Source organism: Drancourtella sp. An57 (assembly GCF_002161525.1).
Taxonomy (GTDB): Bacteria; Bacillota; Clostridia; order Lachnospirales; family Lachnospiraceae; genus Sellimonas; species Sellimonas catena.
In genome coordinates, this window is sequence record NZ_NFHY01000008.1 from 39,527 (window position 1) to 53,571 (window position 14,045).

The 14,045-nt window shown below is 47.2% G+C and carries 15 protein-coding genes and 1 other RNA gene; 4 read left to right on the forward strand and 12 right to left on the reverse strand.

Annotation, left to right across the window (positions count from 1 at the left end; translation table 11 throughout):
- Positions 1-81 precede the first annotated feature (81 nt).
- The 3 genes from pyrB (at position 82) to B5G11_RS07930 (ending at position 1,965) form a co-directional block, all read left to right on the forward strand.
- Entirely contained in the window at positions 82-1,002 is a 921-nt protein-coding gene (gene pyrB, locus B5G11_RS07920; protein ID WP_087168221.1) for an aspartate carbamoyltransferase, read from the forward strand.
- 26 nt (positions 1,003-1,028) lie between these two features.
- The gene (locus B5G11_RS07925; protein ID WP_087168222.1) at positions 1,029-1,469 is read left to right on the forward strand and encodes an aspartate carbamoyltransferase regulatory subunit; all 441 of its coding nucleotides are present in this window, start codon (positions 1,029-1,031) and stop codon (positions 1,467-1,469) included.
- Positions 1,470-1,626: 157 nt separating this feature from the next.
- On the forward strand, positions 1,627-1,965 hold the full coding sequence (locus B5G11_RS07930; RefSeq protein WP_087252775.1) for a sporulation initiation factor Spo0A C-terminal domain-containing protein: 339 nt from the start codon (positions 1,627-1,629) through the stop codon (positions 1,963-1,965).
- A gap of 96 nt (positions 1,966-2,061) precedes the next feature.
- Here B5G11_RS07930 and rnpB read toward each other — a convergent pair.
- From rnpB to B5G11_RS07980, 10 genes are all read right to left on the reverse strand, one after another.
- Positions 2,062-2,407, reverse strand: an RNA gene (gene rnpB / locus B5G11_RS07935) — RNase P RNA component class A.
- Between the two features lie 16 nt (positions 2,408-2,423).
- Positions 2,424-2,915 carry a ribonuclease HI gene (gene rnhA / locus B5G11_RS07940; RefSeq protein ID WP_087168224.1) on the reverse strand — a complete coding sequence of 164 codons (492 nt, stop codon included), beginning with the start codon at positions 2,913-2,915 and terminating at the stop codon, positions 2,424-2,426.
- A gap of 2 nt (positions 2,916-2,917) precedes the next feature.
- A complete protein-coding gene (locus B5G11_RS07945) occupies positions 2,918-3,616 on the reverse strand; it encodes an MBL fold metallo-hydrolase (protein ID WP_087252776.1) in 699 nt (232 codons plus the stop codon).
- Entirely contained in the window at positions 3,613-4,107 is a 495-nt protein-coding gene (locus tag B5G11_RS07950; RefSeq protein ID WP_158099237.1) for a bifunctional precorrin-2 dehydrogenase/sirohydrochlorin ferrochelatase, read from the reverse strand. The genes B5G11_RS07945 and B5G11_RS07950 overlap by 4 nt, the downstream gene beginning before the upstream one ends.
- Positions 4,104-4,430 (reverse strand): bifunctional adenosylcobinamide kinase/adenosylcobinamide-phosphate guanylyltransferase, encoded by a 327-nt coding sequence (locus tag B5G11_RS07955; RefSeq protein WP_087168227.1) that lies wholly within the window; start codon positions 4,428-4,430, stop codon positions 4,104-4,106. The genes B5G11_RS07950 and B5G11_RS07955 overlap by 4 nt, the downstream gene beginning before the upstream one ends.
- A gap of 101 nt (positions 4,431-4,531) precedes the next feature.
- On the reverse strand, positions 4,532-6,004 hold the full coding sequence (gene spoIVA / locus B5G11_RS07960) for a stage IV sporulation protein A (RefSeq protein WP_087252778.1): 1,473 nt from the start codon (positions 6,002-6,004) through the stop codon (positions 4,532-4,534).
- A 62-nt stretch (positions 6,005-6,066) separates the two neighbouring features.
- The gene (locus tag B5G11_RS07965) at positions 6,067-7,098 is read right to left on the reverse strand and encodes an NAD(P)H-dependent glycerol-3-phosphate dehydrogenase (protein ID WP_087252779.1); all 1,032 of its coding nucleotides are present in this window, start codon (positions 7,096-7,098) and stop codon (positions 6,067-6,069) included.
- 10 nt (positions 7,099-7,108) lie between these two features.
- On the reverse strand, positions 7,109-7,753 hold the full coding sequence (gene plsY, locus B5G11_RS07970) for a glycerol-3-phosphate 1-O-acyltransferase PlsY (protein ID WP_087168230.1): 645 nt from the start codon (positions 7,751-7,753) through the stop codon (positions 7,109-7,111).
- Between the two features lie 4 nt (positions 7,754-7,757).
- Positions 7,758-9,086, reverse strand: a complete 1,329-nt coding sequence (der, locus tag B5G11_RS07975) for a ribosome biogenesis GTPase Der (RefSeq protein WP_087168231.1) — start codon at positions 9,084-9,086, stop codon at positions 7,758-7,760.
- Positions 9,079-10,416: a DUF512 domain-containing protein gene (locus tag B5G11_RS07980; RefSeq protein ID WP_087252780.1), complete on the reverse strand. Its 1,338-nt coding sequence runs from the start codon at positions 10,414-10,416 to the stop codon at positions 9,079-9,081. Before B5G11_RS07980 ends, der begins: the two co-directional genes overlap by 8 nt.
- Positions 10,417-10,591: 175 nt before the next feature.
- Between B5G11_RS07980 and B5G11_RS07985 the strand changes: the two genes are divergently transcribed.
- Complete coding sequence (locus B5G11_RS07985) at positions 10,592-11,761, forward strand: ribose-phosphate pyrophosphokinase (RefSeq protein ID WP_087252781.1); 1,170 nt, start codon at positions 10,592-10,594, stop codon at positions 11,759-11,761.
- 68 nt (positions 11,762-11,829) lie between these two features.
- On the opposite strand, the gene aroB is transcribed toward B5G11_RS07985, so the two are convergent.
- Both aroB and aroF read right to left on the reverse strand, forming a co-directional pair.
- Positions 11,830-12,888 (reverse strand): 3-dehydroquinate synthase, encoded by a 1,059-nt coding sequence (gene aroB, locus B5G11_RS07990; RefSeq protein WP_087252782.1) that lies wholly within the window; start codon positions 12,886-12,888, stop codon positions 11,830-11,832.
- Positions 12,889-12,907: 19 nt separating this feature from the next.
- Entirely contained in the window at positions 12,908-13,921 is a 1,014-nt protein-coding gene (gene aroF, locus B5G11_RS07995) for a 3-deoxy-7-phosphoheptulonate synthase (RefSeq protein WP_087168235.1), read from the reverse strand.
- Positions 13,922-14,045: the final 124 nt, after the last annotated feature.

The following is a 14,045-nucleotide window of genomic DNA, read 5'->3' on the forward strand; positions in this document are numbered from 1 at the left end:
CATATTTGAATTGGCTGTTGAAAACAAGATCAATTTATTATATATTATTAGGAGAGCTAGGTAGCAAGAGGAGGATGTTATATGAGACACTTAATGAGTCCGCTGGACTTTTCCGTGGAAGAACTGGACAAGCTTTTAGATCTTGCCAATGATATTGAAAATAATCCAGCGAAATATGCACATGCCTGTGCAGGAAAAAAATTAGCAACATTGTTTTATGAGCCAAGTACCCGTACCCGTTTAAGTCATGAAGCTGCCATGTTAAACCTGGGCGGAAGTGTTCTTGGCTTTTCTTCTGCCGATTCGAGTTCCGCTGCAAAGGGGGAAAGTGTATCGGACACGATTCGGACTGTGGCATGCTATGCTGACATCGTTGCGATGCGTCATCCAAAGGAAGGCGCTCCGATGGTAGCCGCTGCCCATTCTTCTATTCCGATTATCAATGCCGGTGACGGGGGACACCAGCATCCGACCCAGACGCTGACGGACCTTCTGACGATCCGTTCTTTAAAAGGGCGTCTTAACAACCTGACAATCGGTCTTTGCGGAGATCTGAAGTTCGGGCGTACTGTTCATTCTCTGATTCAGGCACTTGTCCGTTATGACAATCTGAACTTTGTACTGATCTCCCCTGAGGAGCTGCGTCTTCCAACCTACATCCGCCACGATGTACTGAGACGCAACAATGTTCCATACAAAGAGGTTGTCCGTATGGAAGAAGCACTTCCGGATCTGGACATCCTTTACATGACCCGTGTTCAGAAAGAACGTTTCTTCAACGAGGAAGACTATGTCCGTATGAAAGACTTCTACATTCTGGACAAGAAAAAGATGGAACTTGCCAGCAAGGATATGCTTGTGCTCCACCCGCTCCCGAGAGTAAATGAAATCTCCGTGGAAGTGGATGACGATCCACGCGCCGTTTATTTCAAGCAGGCCAAATACGGTGTTTATGTACGGATGGCACTGATTCTTACTCTTCTCGACATCCATGTCGACTGATCTGCAAATCTGGAAAGGAGCTAATTATGGTTAAAAATACATTGAATATCGGAAGAATCTCCGAAGGCTTTGTACTGGATCATATCCAGGCAGGAAAAAGTATGGATATTTACAAATATCTGCGTCTCGACAAGCTGGACTGCTGTGTCGCGATTATCAAGAACGCAAAAAGCAACAAGATGGGGAAGAAGGACATCATCAAAATTGAATGTCCTCTGGAGATGATCGATCTGGACATCCTTGGTTTCATCGATCACAATATTACGGTAAACATCATTGAGAATGAAAAAATTGTAGATAAAATGTCTCTGAAGCTTCCGAAAAAAATCACCAATGTGATCCGCTGCAAAAACCCGAGATGCATCACTTCCATCGAGCAGGAGCTGGATCATGTGTTTATTCTGACGGATCCGGAACGTGAAGAATACCGCTGCAAATACTGCGAAGAAAAGTATCATAGAAAATAAACTGCCGGGAGGGCTGATGCCCTCCCGGTTCTTTTTATCCATATTTTAGGTGTGCGTGTTAAAATGCCACGTTTTGTTGCATATCTTGACTTTCTTTTTTCCTCCCTTTTTATATAAAGGTTATGTAAGCTTCCGGCCAACCAAGGAGGAAACAAAGATGACAACATCAAATGTGGAAGAAAAATTAAGTATCTTTCTGAAAAGCATCGGAATTTCAGGGAGATACAAAGGCTTTTACTATCTGAAGGAGGCCGTCTTTCTTGTACTGGAAGACGAGCATTGTCTGTGTAACATCCAAAAGGAAATCTACCGGCCGATTGCCGAAATGTATCACGTCTCTGTCCCAAGTATCGCAAGGGCGATCCGCACTGTCTGCCAGATAGCGGCCGCCAACGAAGCGCAGCTCCGGGCCTTCTTTCCCGGATTTCTTTCTCACGGTACTCTTTACCCAAAAGAACTGATTGAAATGGCAGCTGATTATCTGCGCTATCAATAAAAACTGCTGTCGCATAAACGGAATCTATCATTCTGCCGGAAAGCTTATAAAAAGGGTGCGGTTTAAGCACCGCACCCTTTTTTGCTTTCTGTATAAACGGCAGGCAAGACGATAAGCCGGGTTATGTCTTGAACAGTCATCTATCTAGCTCCTGCGTCGCCGCGGGAGTCCATCAACCCACCTAAAACACGACGGGCCGCCGTATCGTTTTCATTCGGTCTTTCTTCGGATGGGGTTTACATGTGCCTCTTCTGTTACCAGAAAAGCGGTAGTCTCTTACACTGCCTTTCCACCCTTACCGCATAAGCGGCGGTTTATTTCTGTTGCACTATCCTTGGAGTCGCCTCCACCGGACGTTATCCGGCATCCTGCCCTGTGAAGCCCGGACTTTCCTCGTCTGCACCCTTTCGGGATTCGCAGCCGCGACTGTTTATCTTACCTGCACCTGTAATACAATATCACACTTGGCCTTCACTTGCAAGCCCTTCATCAACGATCCGATCCTCACCGTCCGCTGCCGTTGTCGCAAGTTCGTCACATCGTTCATTCTGCGGGTGGCCGTCATGCCCTTTTACCCAGATCAATGTCATCTTGTGCGGCTTTGCCGCCTCCAAAAGCCTTTTCCAGAGATCGATGTTTTTGACCGGCTCATTTTTCCCGCGCTTCCAGCCCTTCCGGATCCAGTTGTCAATCCAGTGCTGGTTAAACGCATCCACTACATATTTGGAATCCGAATAGATTTCCACTTCGCAGGGCCTGTTCAGCGCTTCCAGTCCGGCAATGACTGCCATCAGCTCCATCCGGTTGTTAGTTGTCTTTTCATACCCCTGGGAAAGCTCCCGTATATGGGTCTGTCCTTTCGGATCGGTATAGGAGAGAATCGTTCCATATCCTCCCGGTCCGTCCGGATTTCCTCTTGCCGCACCGTCCGTATAGATTTTTACAAGCATTGTTATTCTCCCTTCCGTTCCTTGATCTCCACAGTCTGTCCTTCCTCCCATACGCGGTGAATCCGGTTCCGGTAGCCCGAGGAAATTTCCGAAGTCAGCAGACGGTCTGTCAGCCCATAATCCTTCCACATGTGCATCGGGAAGACATGCTCTGCCCTCACATTTCTCATGAAATAATCAATGCCGGAAAATGCCGCTCCGCCCTGTCTTGGATCCAGAACGACAAACGCCAGATCGATCTTCTTTCGTGCAAGCTTTTTGATTTCCTTCTGGTAATTTTTACGCATACTGCGGTTATAGTCAATACTCTCGCCTTCCCAGTGCCACCAGTTCAGATCACCTGCATGATAAATTCTCTTGTCACGGAAGGCAACGAGAAAAGCAACGCCTTCATCCGTAGAACGAAGCGTCTCTATTTTCAGCGTTCCGATCTTTATTTTTTTATCCGGAGGCAGAAAAATCCGGTTGGGAGCAGGATCCGCCTCCACATCATCCGACAGAATGTACTGGATCTTCGGATGCTCTTTCTCCCACTCAAAAATTTCCGGATTGAAGTGGTCGCTGTGGCGGTGGCTCACAAAAACATACATCTGTTTATCGGCCTCTGTCTCAGGCAGCTTCCCCTTATAGTAATCAAAAACATACATTGCACGTTCATCTTCTACTGTAAATCCACTGTGATACAGATAAGTGACTTTCATTTGGGTCTTTTCTCTCCTTTCAGCATGTCCTGTATCTTTTTTCGTATCTGTTTTACCTTTCTGTGGTCGCTTCCGTCCCCTGCAATTCCGATTACAATCTCCTCATCCCGCAGTACAGACGGGAAGAAGAAATCACACACGGAAGCGTCCGATGCGTTATTCACCAGAATCCCTTTTCCCCTGCATATCTGAACAATCTCTGCGTTTGTTTCGTTTTCATCCGTCGCCGCAAACACAAGAAACTCCCGGCCGGTCAGCACATCCTTTTCAAACCGCCTGCTCTCGTACCGGATCTTTCCGTCCAGAATCCATCCTCTGAGAGGCTCTTTCAGCTCATCCTCTCTTTCCGGAGCGCACATCCGGATGCTGCAGCCAAAAGGAAGAAGGATGCCGGCTCTCCGGACCGCGATATTCCCGGCGCCGACAATCAGGATCTCTCTGCCGCACAGACTCAAAAAGAGCGGAAACCGCGGATATTTTTCCCTGCTCATTTGATCCTGATCCCGATCCCTGCCATGACGCGGTAGACCTCCCCGGCCTCTTTTGCCAGCCGGCATCCGGCACGTCCTGCAGCCTCTCTCCATGCCCGCTCCTCCCGGTCCACCGGAACAATCCCGTTTCCGATTTCATCCATCAGAACAACTGCATCCGGATGACTCTCAATAAACTGCCCGGTGTACGCTGCTGGATCCCTGTTCTCCCGGATGCACTGTAAAATCTGTTCTTCAAAATGTACGATGATCTCCCGGTCCGGGTACTGTGCTCTGGCATACTCTGTCTTTCCCTGAAAGCTTCCGCCCGTAATCATTATCATATCCGCTCTCCTTCTTTCTCTAACAGATCAAGTATACCACAAAGAGGCCTGTACGTTCATCAAGTTTTTCAACTTTTTGCGTACAGGCCCATTTATCCGGTTTAGATAATGATACAGACAATCCCTCCATTGCTGTCGTTTACAATTTTCTGCATCGTATCCTGAAGTTTTCCCTGACATTCGTCATTGATCATCGTAATCTTATGCCGCATTCCGTCCATCACAAGTTCCTCGATTGTTTTTCCAAAAATGTTGGTTTCCCAGACTCCTCCTTCCTGCTCTTTCGCATCTTTGATGTACCGCAGGATATCCTGAGCCTGCTGCTCGTTGCCCACAATCGGCGCGATCTCCGTTTCAATATTGGCCCGTATCATGTGAATCGACGGTGCCTCCGAATGGATCTTCACCCCGTACTTGCTGCCCTGCTTGATGATCTCCGGATCTGTAAGGGAAATCTCCTCTTTCTTCGGACTCACCACTCCATACCCCTTTGCCCTGACACTGTCCATAGCATCTTTGACATTGGCATACTCCTCCTGAAGGGCGGACATTTCCTTCATGGCCCTAAGGAGTTCGTACTCATTCTGTATCTTCATGTTTGTCATCTCACTGAGCATTTCATAATAGTATTTCTCGTAAACACGGATTTCCATCCGGATACATCCGGTATCCATCGCAATATGATCCACACGGACACTTTCGATATATGTATCATCCGGCTGTTCGATTCCTCCGATAAAATCCCGGATTTCCGTCTTTTCCTCCATCAAGTCTCTGATATAGGATACCATTTCTTCCTTGATTCTATGGCTTCGCGGCAGCATTTCCACCCATTTTGGTATATAAAATTCCATCTCGGAAACCGGGAATTCAAACAGGATCTCCTCCATCATCCGATGGATATCCTCCTCTTTCAGCTGCTCACAATTGACCGGCATCGCCGCCACCTGATAGGACTCCTGGATCTCTTTTACGGTCTCTGACGCTTCCTTCCCGTAAGGCCTTGCTGAATTTACCAGAACTAGAAAGGGTTTCCCGATATCTTTCAGTTCCCGGATGGTCTTTCCTTCCGGGTCCCGGTACGCTTCTCTTGGGATCTCTCCAATCGTTCCATCCGTTGTCACTACAATTCCGATAGTGGCATGATCATGAATCACCTTCCTTGTTCCGATTCCGGCTGCTTTTGTAAACGGAATCTCATAGTCAAACCACGGTGTTTTAACTTTGCGTTCCTCCCCGTCTTCGATATGCCCTTTTGCCCCTTCTGTCATATATCCGACACAGTCGATCAGCCGGACCCGAACCCGGACATCATCTGAAAGTGTAATCTCCGCCGCCTCTTTTGGAATAAATTTAGGTTCTGTTGTCATAATGGTTTTTCCGGAAGAGGACTGTGGCAGTTCATCCATTGTCCTCGCCCGCTGATTTTCATCATTCATATGCGGGAGAACCAGAAGATCCATAAACCGTTTGATAAACGTGGACTTTCCGGTCCTTACCGGACCTACAACCCCGAAATAGATTTCCCCGTTTGTTCTGACCTGCATATCATGATAAAGCTGAAAATTCTCCATGAAAATACCCCCTTGCAATGCTGATACCAATGTATGCCTGCAAGGAGGTATTTAGACCTGTTTTATTTTGTATCTGTATCTTCTTCTCCCCAAGGAAGGGCACTGTGTTCTTCTTTCCGGTCACGAAGCATCAGCTCTTTGACCGCCTCGGCCGGACTCTTTCCTTCAAAGAGCACCTGATTGACCTGTTCTACAATCGGCATGGAAATCTGGTACTGCCCGGCAAGCTGCTTTGCCGCTTTTGCAGAGTAGACGCCTTCAACTACCATTTTGACCTCATCCATGGCTTCCTGCATCGTCCTTCCCTGTCCTATCAGATATCCTGCCTTCCGGTTCCGGCTGTGGACACTTGCACAGGTCACAATCAGATCACCGATTCCTGTCAGCCCGGTAAAGGTTTCGATCTTTCCGCCCATCTTTACTCCCAGACGTGCAATCTCAGCAATCCCCCTTGTGATCAGAGCGGCTTTTGTATTGTCGCCGTATCCAAGGCCATCCGCAATACCGGCGGCAAGAGCAATGACATTTTTCAAAGATCCTCCCAGTTCGATGCCTTTGATATCCGGACTTGTATACACACGGAACACTTCGCTCATAAATGCTTTCTGAAGGTACTCTGCCGTCTCTCTTGTTTTTGCACCGACTACACATGTGGTAGGCAGACCCTTTCCTACTTCTTCCGCATGGCTTGGTCCCGAAAGAACCGCCACATCCGCCTGAGGCACTTCTTCCTCAATCTGCTCGCTCAATGTCATCAACGTCTTTTCCTCGATCCCCTTTGCCACATTGACAAGGATCTGTCCCTCTTTCACATAAGGACACATCCTCTGAGCCGTCGATCTCGTAAATGGTGACGGAACGGCAAGCACTACAAAGTCCTTTCCTTCAATGCCTTCCCGGATCTCATTTGTGAAACGGATACCGTCCTGAAGCTTCACCCCCGGAAGTTTGGACTTGTGTTCCCGCTCTCTGTCAAGCATCTCCACCTCTTTCGCGTCGATAGACCAGACAGTCACCTCATGTCCATTGTTTGTCAGAAGCCATGAAATCGCCGTTCCCCAGCTGCCGGCTCCCATAATTCCAACTTTTGCCATACTGTGCCTCCTATTTTTTCTTTCCGATGCTGATTTTATTTTCTGTGCCGCTTAACAGTCTCTGAATATTCGCTCTGTGCTTCCAGATTGCAAGAACTGCAAGAAATGCTGCCACCACATACATCTCATGGAGATATGGCGCAGCCATCCCGTAGCTTCCTGTCTGTCCGCGGAATACGACACCTGCAAAGAAAATCAGAACGACCGCAATCGAACCAACGGAAACATATTTTGTTACTGCTACTATTGTAACAAATACCACGATCGCAATCAAGCAGATCCAGACATTCGTAAGGGCGGCCAGAAGTCCTGCCATGGCCGCAATTCCTTTTCCTCCTTTGAATTTCAGATAGAACGGGAAATTATGTCCAAGCACTGCTCCCATTCCGGCATAAATAGAAAGAAGTGGAAGAATGTCTCCATGTGTTTCTCCAAAAATCAGCCGTACTGCCAGAACGGCAAAAATACACTTAAAGGAATCCCCCAAAAACGTACACGCTCCCGCTTTGACCCCGAGTGTTCTCAGCGCATTTGTAGAACCGGCATTTCCGCTCCCCATTTTCCGGATATCCACATGCTGCAGTCTCCCGTAAATATATCCTGTCTGGAAAAGCCCGAAAACATACCCGATCAAAATACACACGATCCGTTCCATGACCTTACTTCTCCTTTTCCTTTCTTTCTCTGATAAAGAATTTCAGTGAAGTTCCCCGGAAACCGAATGCCTCCCTGATCTTGTTCTCCAGATATCTTGTATAAGAAAAATGCATCAGTTCCTTATCGTTGACAAAAATCACAAAAGTAGGCGGTTTGACAGATACCTGTGTAATATAGTAAAGTTTCAGGCGTTTTCCTTTATCAGAAGGCGGCTGCTGCATGGCAACTGCCTCTGTCATGATCTCATTCAGCACGCCTGTCGCAATCCGCAGGGACTGATTTTCAATCACCATATCGATCATATCAAAGAGCTTCTGAATCCTCTGCCCTGTCTTTGCCGAAATATACATGATCTCCGCATACGGCATATAGGACAGTACATTCCTGATCTTTCCTTCATATTCACGCATGGTCCGGTCGTTTTTCTCGATCGCGTCCCATTTATTGACTACAATAATGATTCCCTTGCCGCGCTCATGCGCGATTCCGGCGATTTTGGCATCCTGCTCGGTTACACCTTCCACTGCGTCAATCACCATCAAAACAACATCTGCTCTTTCTACCGCGGTTACGGTCCGGATAATACTGTACCGTTCCAGCTCTTCCTTGATCTTGCTCTTTCTGCGAAGACCTGCTGTATCAATGAATACATACTCTTTTCCGTTATGAACAATCTCCGTATCAATAGCATCCCGTGTTGTCCCTGCAATATCAGATACAATGACACGGTTCTCCCCGAGAAGTTTATTGATGATGGAGGATTTTCCGACATTTGGTTTTCCGACAATGGCAACCCGCGGTCTTTCGTCTTCCTCCTCTTCTTTGTCTTTTTCCGGGAAATACGCGACAACTGCGTCCAGAAGGTCTCCGATTCCAAGCCTGGAGGATGCAGATACCGGATTCGGGTCTCCGATTCCAAGATTATAAAATTCGTAGACGTCCGGCATAAATTTGTCAAAATTATCTACCTTGTTCACTGCAAGAATCACAGGCTTTTTCGCGCGGCGCAGCATATCTGCAACCTTGGAGTCTGCATCTACAAGCCCCTGTCTCACATCTGTAATAAAAATAATCACATCTGCCGTATCTATCGCAATCTGCGCCTGCTCCCGCATCTGTGAAAGGATAATATCCGAGCTGTCCGGCTCGATTCCTCCTGTATCAATCAATGTAAAGTCTCTGTCCAGCCAGGATACATCCGCATAAATACGGTCTCTTGTCACTCCCGGTGTGTCTTTGACAATCGAGATCATCTCCCCGGCCAGAACATTAAATAACGTAGACTTCCCGACATTCGGGCGTCCTACGATCGCAACTACTGGTTTACTCATCGTACCTCTCCTTTAAAACTGCATCGATAAAATCCTGTCCGCTTGATTTTACAATATCTATCTTCACTTGTAAAGTTTCTTCTAACTCCGAAACTGTCACATCGTCCAGGAAAACATCCTCTCCGCTTCTTAGCATATTGCACGGAAGCAGAAGCCTGTCCCCAAGTTCCTGCCCTTTCAGCTGTTTGATCAGATCCTGCCCGGTAATCAGGCCGGACACGGTAATGCTTTCTCCGAAAAACTCATTGCGGATCTTATATAGATGAACATCCAGATTCGGACATTTTTCTTTCATCCGCCCGATGAACTCATTCAGATAATCATAGGCAAGCGCTCCGGTTGCAATCGACAGGGACATCTTCCGGTCTGTCGGACGGATTTTCTGAAAGCCTTCTTCAAATTCATTCTGAAGAAGCCGGATCATGCCGACCCCGTTTTCCAGCTGCAGATATCCATCGTACCTGCTCTCCTCCGGCATTTCGTATCCTGCCAGGATGTACCATTCATCTCCGGCATGGATGAAATGATATCCGTATTCCTGATATACTTTTTCCTGCCACCGGTGGATCGTATCCAGCACTTTTCTTGCATCTTCTCTCGTAAACGGCTCCAGCGGGTAAAGTCCGTCGCGGTACTTGCTCAGCCCTACCGGCACGACCGATACACTCTGCAGCTTCGGAAGATATGCTGTCAGATCCTGTATCGTCCGTTCCAGTTCCTGACCGTCATTTAATCCCTTACAGAGTACAATCTGTCCATTCATCGTAATTCCCGCCTCATAAAGGCGGTCCACCTTCTTCAATGCTTCTCCCGCAAACCGGTTATGAAGCATTTTACATCGAAGTTCAGGATTTGTCGTATGGAAGGAAATATTGATCGGCTCCAGATGATAACGGGTGATCCGGTCAATATCATGGTCGCTCATATTTGTCAGCGTCACATAATTTCCCTGCAGAAAAGACAGTCTTGAATCGTCATCTTTGAAATACAGTGTTTCACGCATCCCCTTTGGCATCTGATCAATAAAACAGAAAACGCACTTGTTTCTGCAGGACCGGTACTCATCCATCAGACCCTGCTCAAAGGTCAGACCCAGATCCTCCTCATATTCTTTTTCTATCTCAAGTTCCCACTGCTCGCCGTCCGGCTTCTCAATCAGAACGAGAAGATTCTCATCATTGACATAGTAATGGTAATCAAAAACATCCTCGATTTCCTGACCGTTTATCGAAAGAAGCCTGTCCCCCGGTTCGATGCCCATCTCCCATGCAATACTTCCCTCTTCTACAGCCGAAACCAGATGTTCATGTCTTTTCCGCTGTTTTTCCATATCTCGTCTCCTTTTCCTCTTCATTTTCCTGCTTTTTTCATAATACTAAATTCCTTCCCAAAATGCAATTTTTTCTATTCCTTTCTTGCCATACCTATAAAAAAATGTTATAAATGGATTGAGATTACGGCTGATGCCGCGTCTTAATTCCATGTTTTCTTACATAGGAGGGTTTATGACAAATATAAAAATGTTAGAGCAGGTGCTTCCGACAGCTCCGCTTAAAATCGCCGCGCTCAAGAGCTGCGAAACTCTTGGGAAGAAGGTCAACGACCATATTGTCGGATTTCGCAAGGAATCCCTTAAAAAATATGTAGATTCCGCACTTTTCGCATCCTATAAATGCGAAAATTATCTCATAGAGCACAGCTGCCCGCGTTTCGGTTCTGGTGAGGCAAAAGGCGTTCTGGGCGAATCGGTCCGCGGAAAAGATCTTTTTGTCATGGTCGATGTCTGCAACTACAGTCTGACCTATACAGTGAACGGTCATCTGAACCACATGTCGCCGGACGATCATTATCAGGATCTGAAACGTATCATATCCGCAGCAAACGGCAAAGCTCACAGATTAAATGTCATCATGCCGTTTCTTTACGAAAGCCGCCAGCACAAACGTACCAAACGCGAATCTCTTGACTGTGCCCAGGCACTGGAGGAACTGGTTGACATGGGAGTATCCAACATTATCACCTTTGATGCCCATGACCCGCGTGTGCAGAACGCGATTCCTCTGAAAGGCTTTGACAACTTCAATCCGCCTTATCAGTTTATCAAAGCGCTTCTGAAAGCGGAGCCTGACCTGAAGCTTGACAAGGATCATCTCATGATCATCAGCCCGGACGAGGGTGCGATGCATCGTGCAGTGTATTTTTCCAATGTTCTTGGCGTGGATATGGGAATGTTCTATAAAAGAAGAGATTACTCCACAATCGTAAATGGAAAAAATCCGATCGTTGCCCACGAATTTCTCGGTGATGACGTAAAGGGAAAGACCGCCATCATCGTAGATGACATGATCTCTTCCGGAGAAAGTATGCTGGATGTTGCAAGACAGATCAAAGACCGGGGCGCTTCCCGGGTATTTGTCTGCACTACATTCGGACTCTTTACCGACGGGCTTGAGAAATTTGACGACTATTACCGGACAGGCTATATAGATCGTCTGATTACAACGAATCTGACCTATCTGCCGCCGGAGATCTATGAACGTCCATACTTCATCGAAGCAGACATGAGCAAATTCCTGGCAATCATCATCGATTCCATGAATCATGATATCGCCATCAGTTCTGTACTGAATCCGACAGACAAGATTCATGCACTGATCGCAGGCCGGAATGCTTAGGGTTCCGGAACCGAAAAACAAAATTCTTAAAAACACAGCAGGAAAGAGACTTCTTCCCTGCTGTATTTTTATACCATACGTTCATCTTCAAAAAATGACAAATCCGACGGATAAATGATGCTCTCTCCGATTTCTTTCAGAAGGATAAGCCTCAGACTGTTTTTAAAGTTTTTCTTATCCCGCTTCATGGCTTCTTTCAGTTCTGAGAGGTGCACGCCGCAGGAAACCGGAAGTCCGTAGCTTTCCAGAATCTTTCGGATCTCCCCGGCCGTTCCTTCCCGGGTCAGTCCCAGTTCTTCCGAGATCCGTGTGATCTGATACATGCCGATCGCAACTGCTTCCCCATGACTTTCTCTTTCATATGCGAACCTCTGCTCCACTGCATGTGCCAGCGTATGACCGAAATTAAGCAGCATCCTCTCTCCGGTATCAAACTGGTCTTCCTCCACCACCTGACGTTTGATATCCACACATCTTGTAATTACTTCCGTCAGATGATCTGCAAGTCCGTCAAAACTTCCGGCCCGCCTGAGCAGCGTAAAAAGCTCTGCATCCTTGATGCAGCCATACTTGATGACTTCTCCCATTCCGTCATGGATGTAACGCTCCGGAAGTGTTTTAAGCACATCTGGATCAATCAGGACTTTCTTTGGCTGATAGAATGCCCCTACAAGATTTTTGCCTTCTTTCAGGTCAACTGCTACTTTTCCTCCGACAGAGGAATCCACCTGAGCCAGCAGGGAAGTCGGAATCTGTACGAATGGAATTCCCCTCAGATACGTTGCCGCCGCAAATCCGGCCAGGTCTCCGACAACACCTCCTCCGAGGGCAACGATCAGGTCGCTTCTGGAAATTCCCGCCTCTAACAGTTGTGCATACACTCCCGGAAGGACATCAATACTTTTGGACGCCTCCCCATGTGGAAGAATGACTGCACTGCACTCCCAGTATTCTTTCAGCTGTTCCAGAAGGCTCTCTCCGTAAAATGCGTAAACACTGTCGTCAGAGATCACCGCGATTTTCTTCCCCTGATAAATCTCCCGGATTTCTTTGGCCGCTCTTTTTAATAGTCCTCTTTCAATCAAAATACGGTAACTGTCTTTTCCCAGATTAACATTCAATTCCATTTCTTCCGCCTGCCTTCTTCTACCAAGTTTTTTCTACAATCGGTGCAATCTTTCGAAGCTGTTTTAAAAGTTCCGCATACTTCTCCGGCTTTAAGGACTGACCTCCGTCGCACAGCGCGCAGTCCGGATTATTATGTACTTCAATCATCAGCCCGTCTGTGCCTGCTGCTACCGCCGCCTTTGCCATCGTATCTACCAGCCACCATTTGCCCCCGGCATGGCTCGGATCCACAACAACCGGAAGATGGGTCATCTTCTTCAGTACCGGAATCGCCTGAAGATCCAGTGTGTTTCTTGTATAAGTCTCAAAAGTCCGGACGCCCCGTTCACAGAGAATGACATTTTCATTTCCGGACGCCATGATATATTCCGCAGACATAATCCATTCCTCATAGGTAGCATTTAATCCGCGTTTCAAAAGGATCGGACGTCTGGTCTTCCCAAGCTGTTTCAGTAGGTCAAAATTCTGCATGTTTCTCGCCCCGATCTGAATCAGATCCACCTTCTCATCGAAAATATCAAGGTATTCTGCGGACATCAGCTCTGTCACAATCGGAAGCCCCGTTACTTCCTTCGCCTTACAGAGCATCTCCAGTCCTTCCAGTCCAAGTCCCTGGAAGGAATACGGGCTTGTACGCGGCTTGAATGCCCCGCCTCTTAACAAATTGGCGCCTGCAGCTTTGACTGCCTTTGCCACTTCAATCACCTGTTCCTCGCTTTCCACTGAACACGGTCCGGCAATCATCGCCATGTTTCCGCCTCCCACCTGGACACCGGATACATCCACAATGGTGTCCTCCGGGTGGAATGCACGGTTTGCAAGTTTATAAGGCTCCTGCACGTGCATGACTTTATCTACACTTTTATCCACCTCAAACAGGCGCGGATCAATTCTTACGGTATCACCGATACATCCGATAATCGTCATCTCTTCTCCCCGGACGACATGAGCCTCCAGACCTTTTGCCTCTACCATTTTTATTACCCGGTTCAAATTTTCTTCTGTTGTTCTTGGTTTCAGTACAATAATCATATGCTTCTCCTCCTGCTTTCTCACACTTTTCCTGACTTTGAAAATCACCTTGCAAAGGAAGTGTCCTGATTCTATAGGGAGTCCAAAGATCTTTTCTATAGAATAAAAAAAGTCCTCTGATTTA

What these genes read in the sequence shown, in the direction of transcription:
- pyrB (WP_087168221.1), top strand. Translation starts at nt 82, where the DNA reads ATGAGACACTTAATGAGTCCGCTGGACTTTTCCGTGGAAGAACTGGAC.
- rnhA (WP_087168224.1), bottom strand. Translation starts at nt 2,915, where the DNA reads ATGCTTGTAAAAATCTATACGGACGGTGCGGCAAGAGGAAATCCGGAC.
- plsY (WP_087168230.1), bottom strand. Translation starts at nt 7,753, where the DNA reads ATGGAACGGATCGTGTGTATTTTGATCGGGTATGTTTTCGGGCTTTTC.
- B5G11_RS07950 (WP_158099237.1), bottom strand. Translation starts at nt 4,107, where the DNA reads ATGAGCAGGGAAAAATATCCGCGGTTTCCGCTCTTTTTGAGTCTGTGC.
- aroB (WP_087252782.1), bottom strand. Translation starts at nt 12,888, where the DNA reads ATGGAATTGAATGTTAATCTGGGAAAAGACAGTTACCGTATTTTGATT.
- spoIVA (WP_087252778.1), bottom strand. Translation starts at nt 6,004, where the DNA reads ATGGAGAATTTTCAGCTTTATCATGATATGCAGGTCAGAACAAACGGG.
- aroF (WP_087168235.1), bottom strand. Translation starts at nt 13,921, where the DNA reads ATGATTATTGTACTGAAACCAAGAACAACAGAAGAAAATTTGAACCGG.
- der (WP_087168231.1), bottom strand. Translation starts at nt 9,086, where the DNA reads ATGAGTAAACCAGTAGTTGCGATCGTAGGACGCCCGAATGTCGGGAAG.
- B5G11_RS07985 (WP_087252781.1), top strand. Translation starts at nt 10,592, where the DNA reads ATGACAAATATAAAAATGTTAGAGCAGGTGCTTCCGACAGCTCCGCTT.
- B5G11_RS07930 (WP_087252775.1), top strand. Translation starts at nt 1,627, where the DNA reads ATGACAACATCAAATGTGGAAGAAAAATTAAGTATCTTTCTGAAAAGC.
- B5G11_RS07980 (WP_087252780.1), bottom strand. Translation starts at nt 10,416, where the DNA reads ATGGAAAAACAGCGGAAAAGACATGAACATCTGGTTTCGGCTGTAGAA.
- B5G11_RS07945 (WP_087252776.1), bottom strand. Translation starts at nt 3,616, where the DNA reads ATGAAAGTCACTTATCTGTATCACAGTGGATTTACAGTAGAAGATGAA.
- B5G11_RS07955 (WP_087168227.1), bottom strand. Translation starts at nt 4,430, where the DNA reads ATGATAATGATTACGGGCGGAAGCTTTCAGGGAAAGACAGAGTATGCC.
- B5G11_RS07965 (WP_087252779.1), bottom strand. Translation starts at nt 7,098, where the DNA reads ATGGCAAAAGTTGGAATTATGGGAGCCGGCAGCTGGGGAACGGCGATT.
- B5G11_RS07925 (WP_087168222.1), top strand. Translation starts at nt 1,029, where the DNA reads ATGGTTAAAAATACATTGAATATCGGAAGAATCTCCGAAGGCTTTGTA.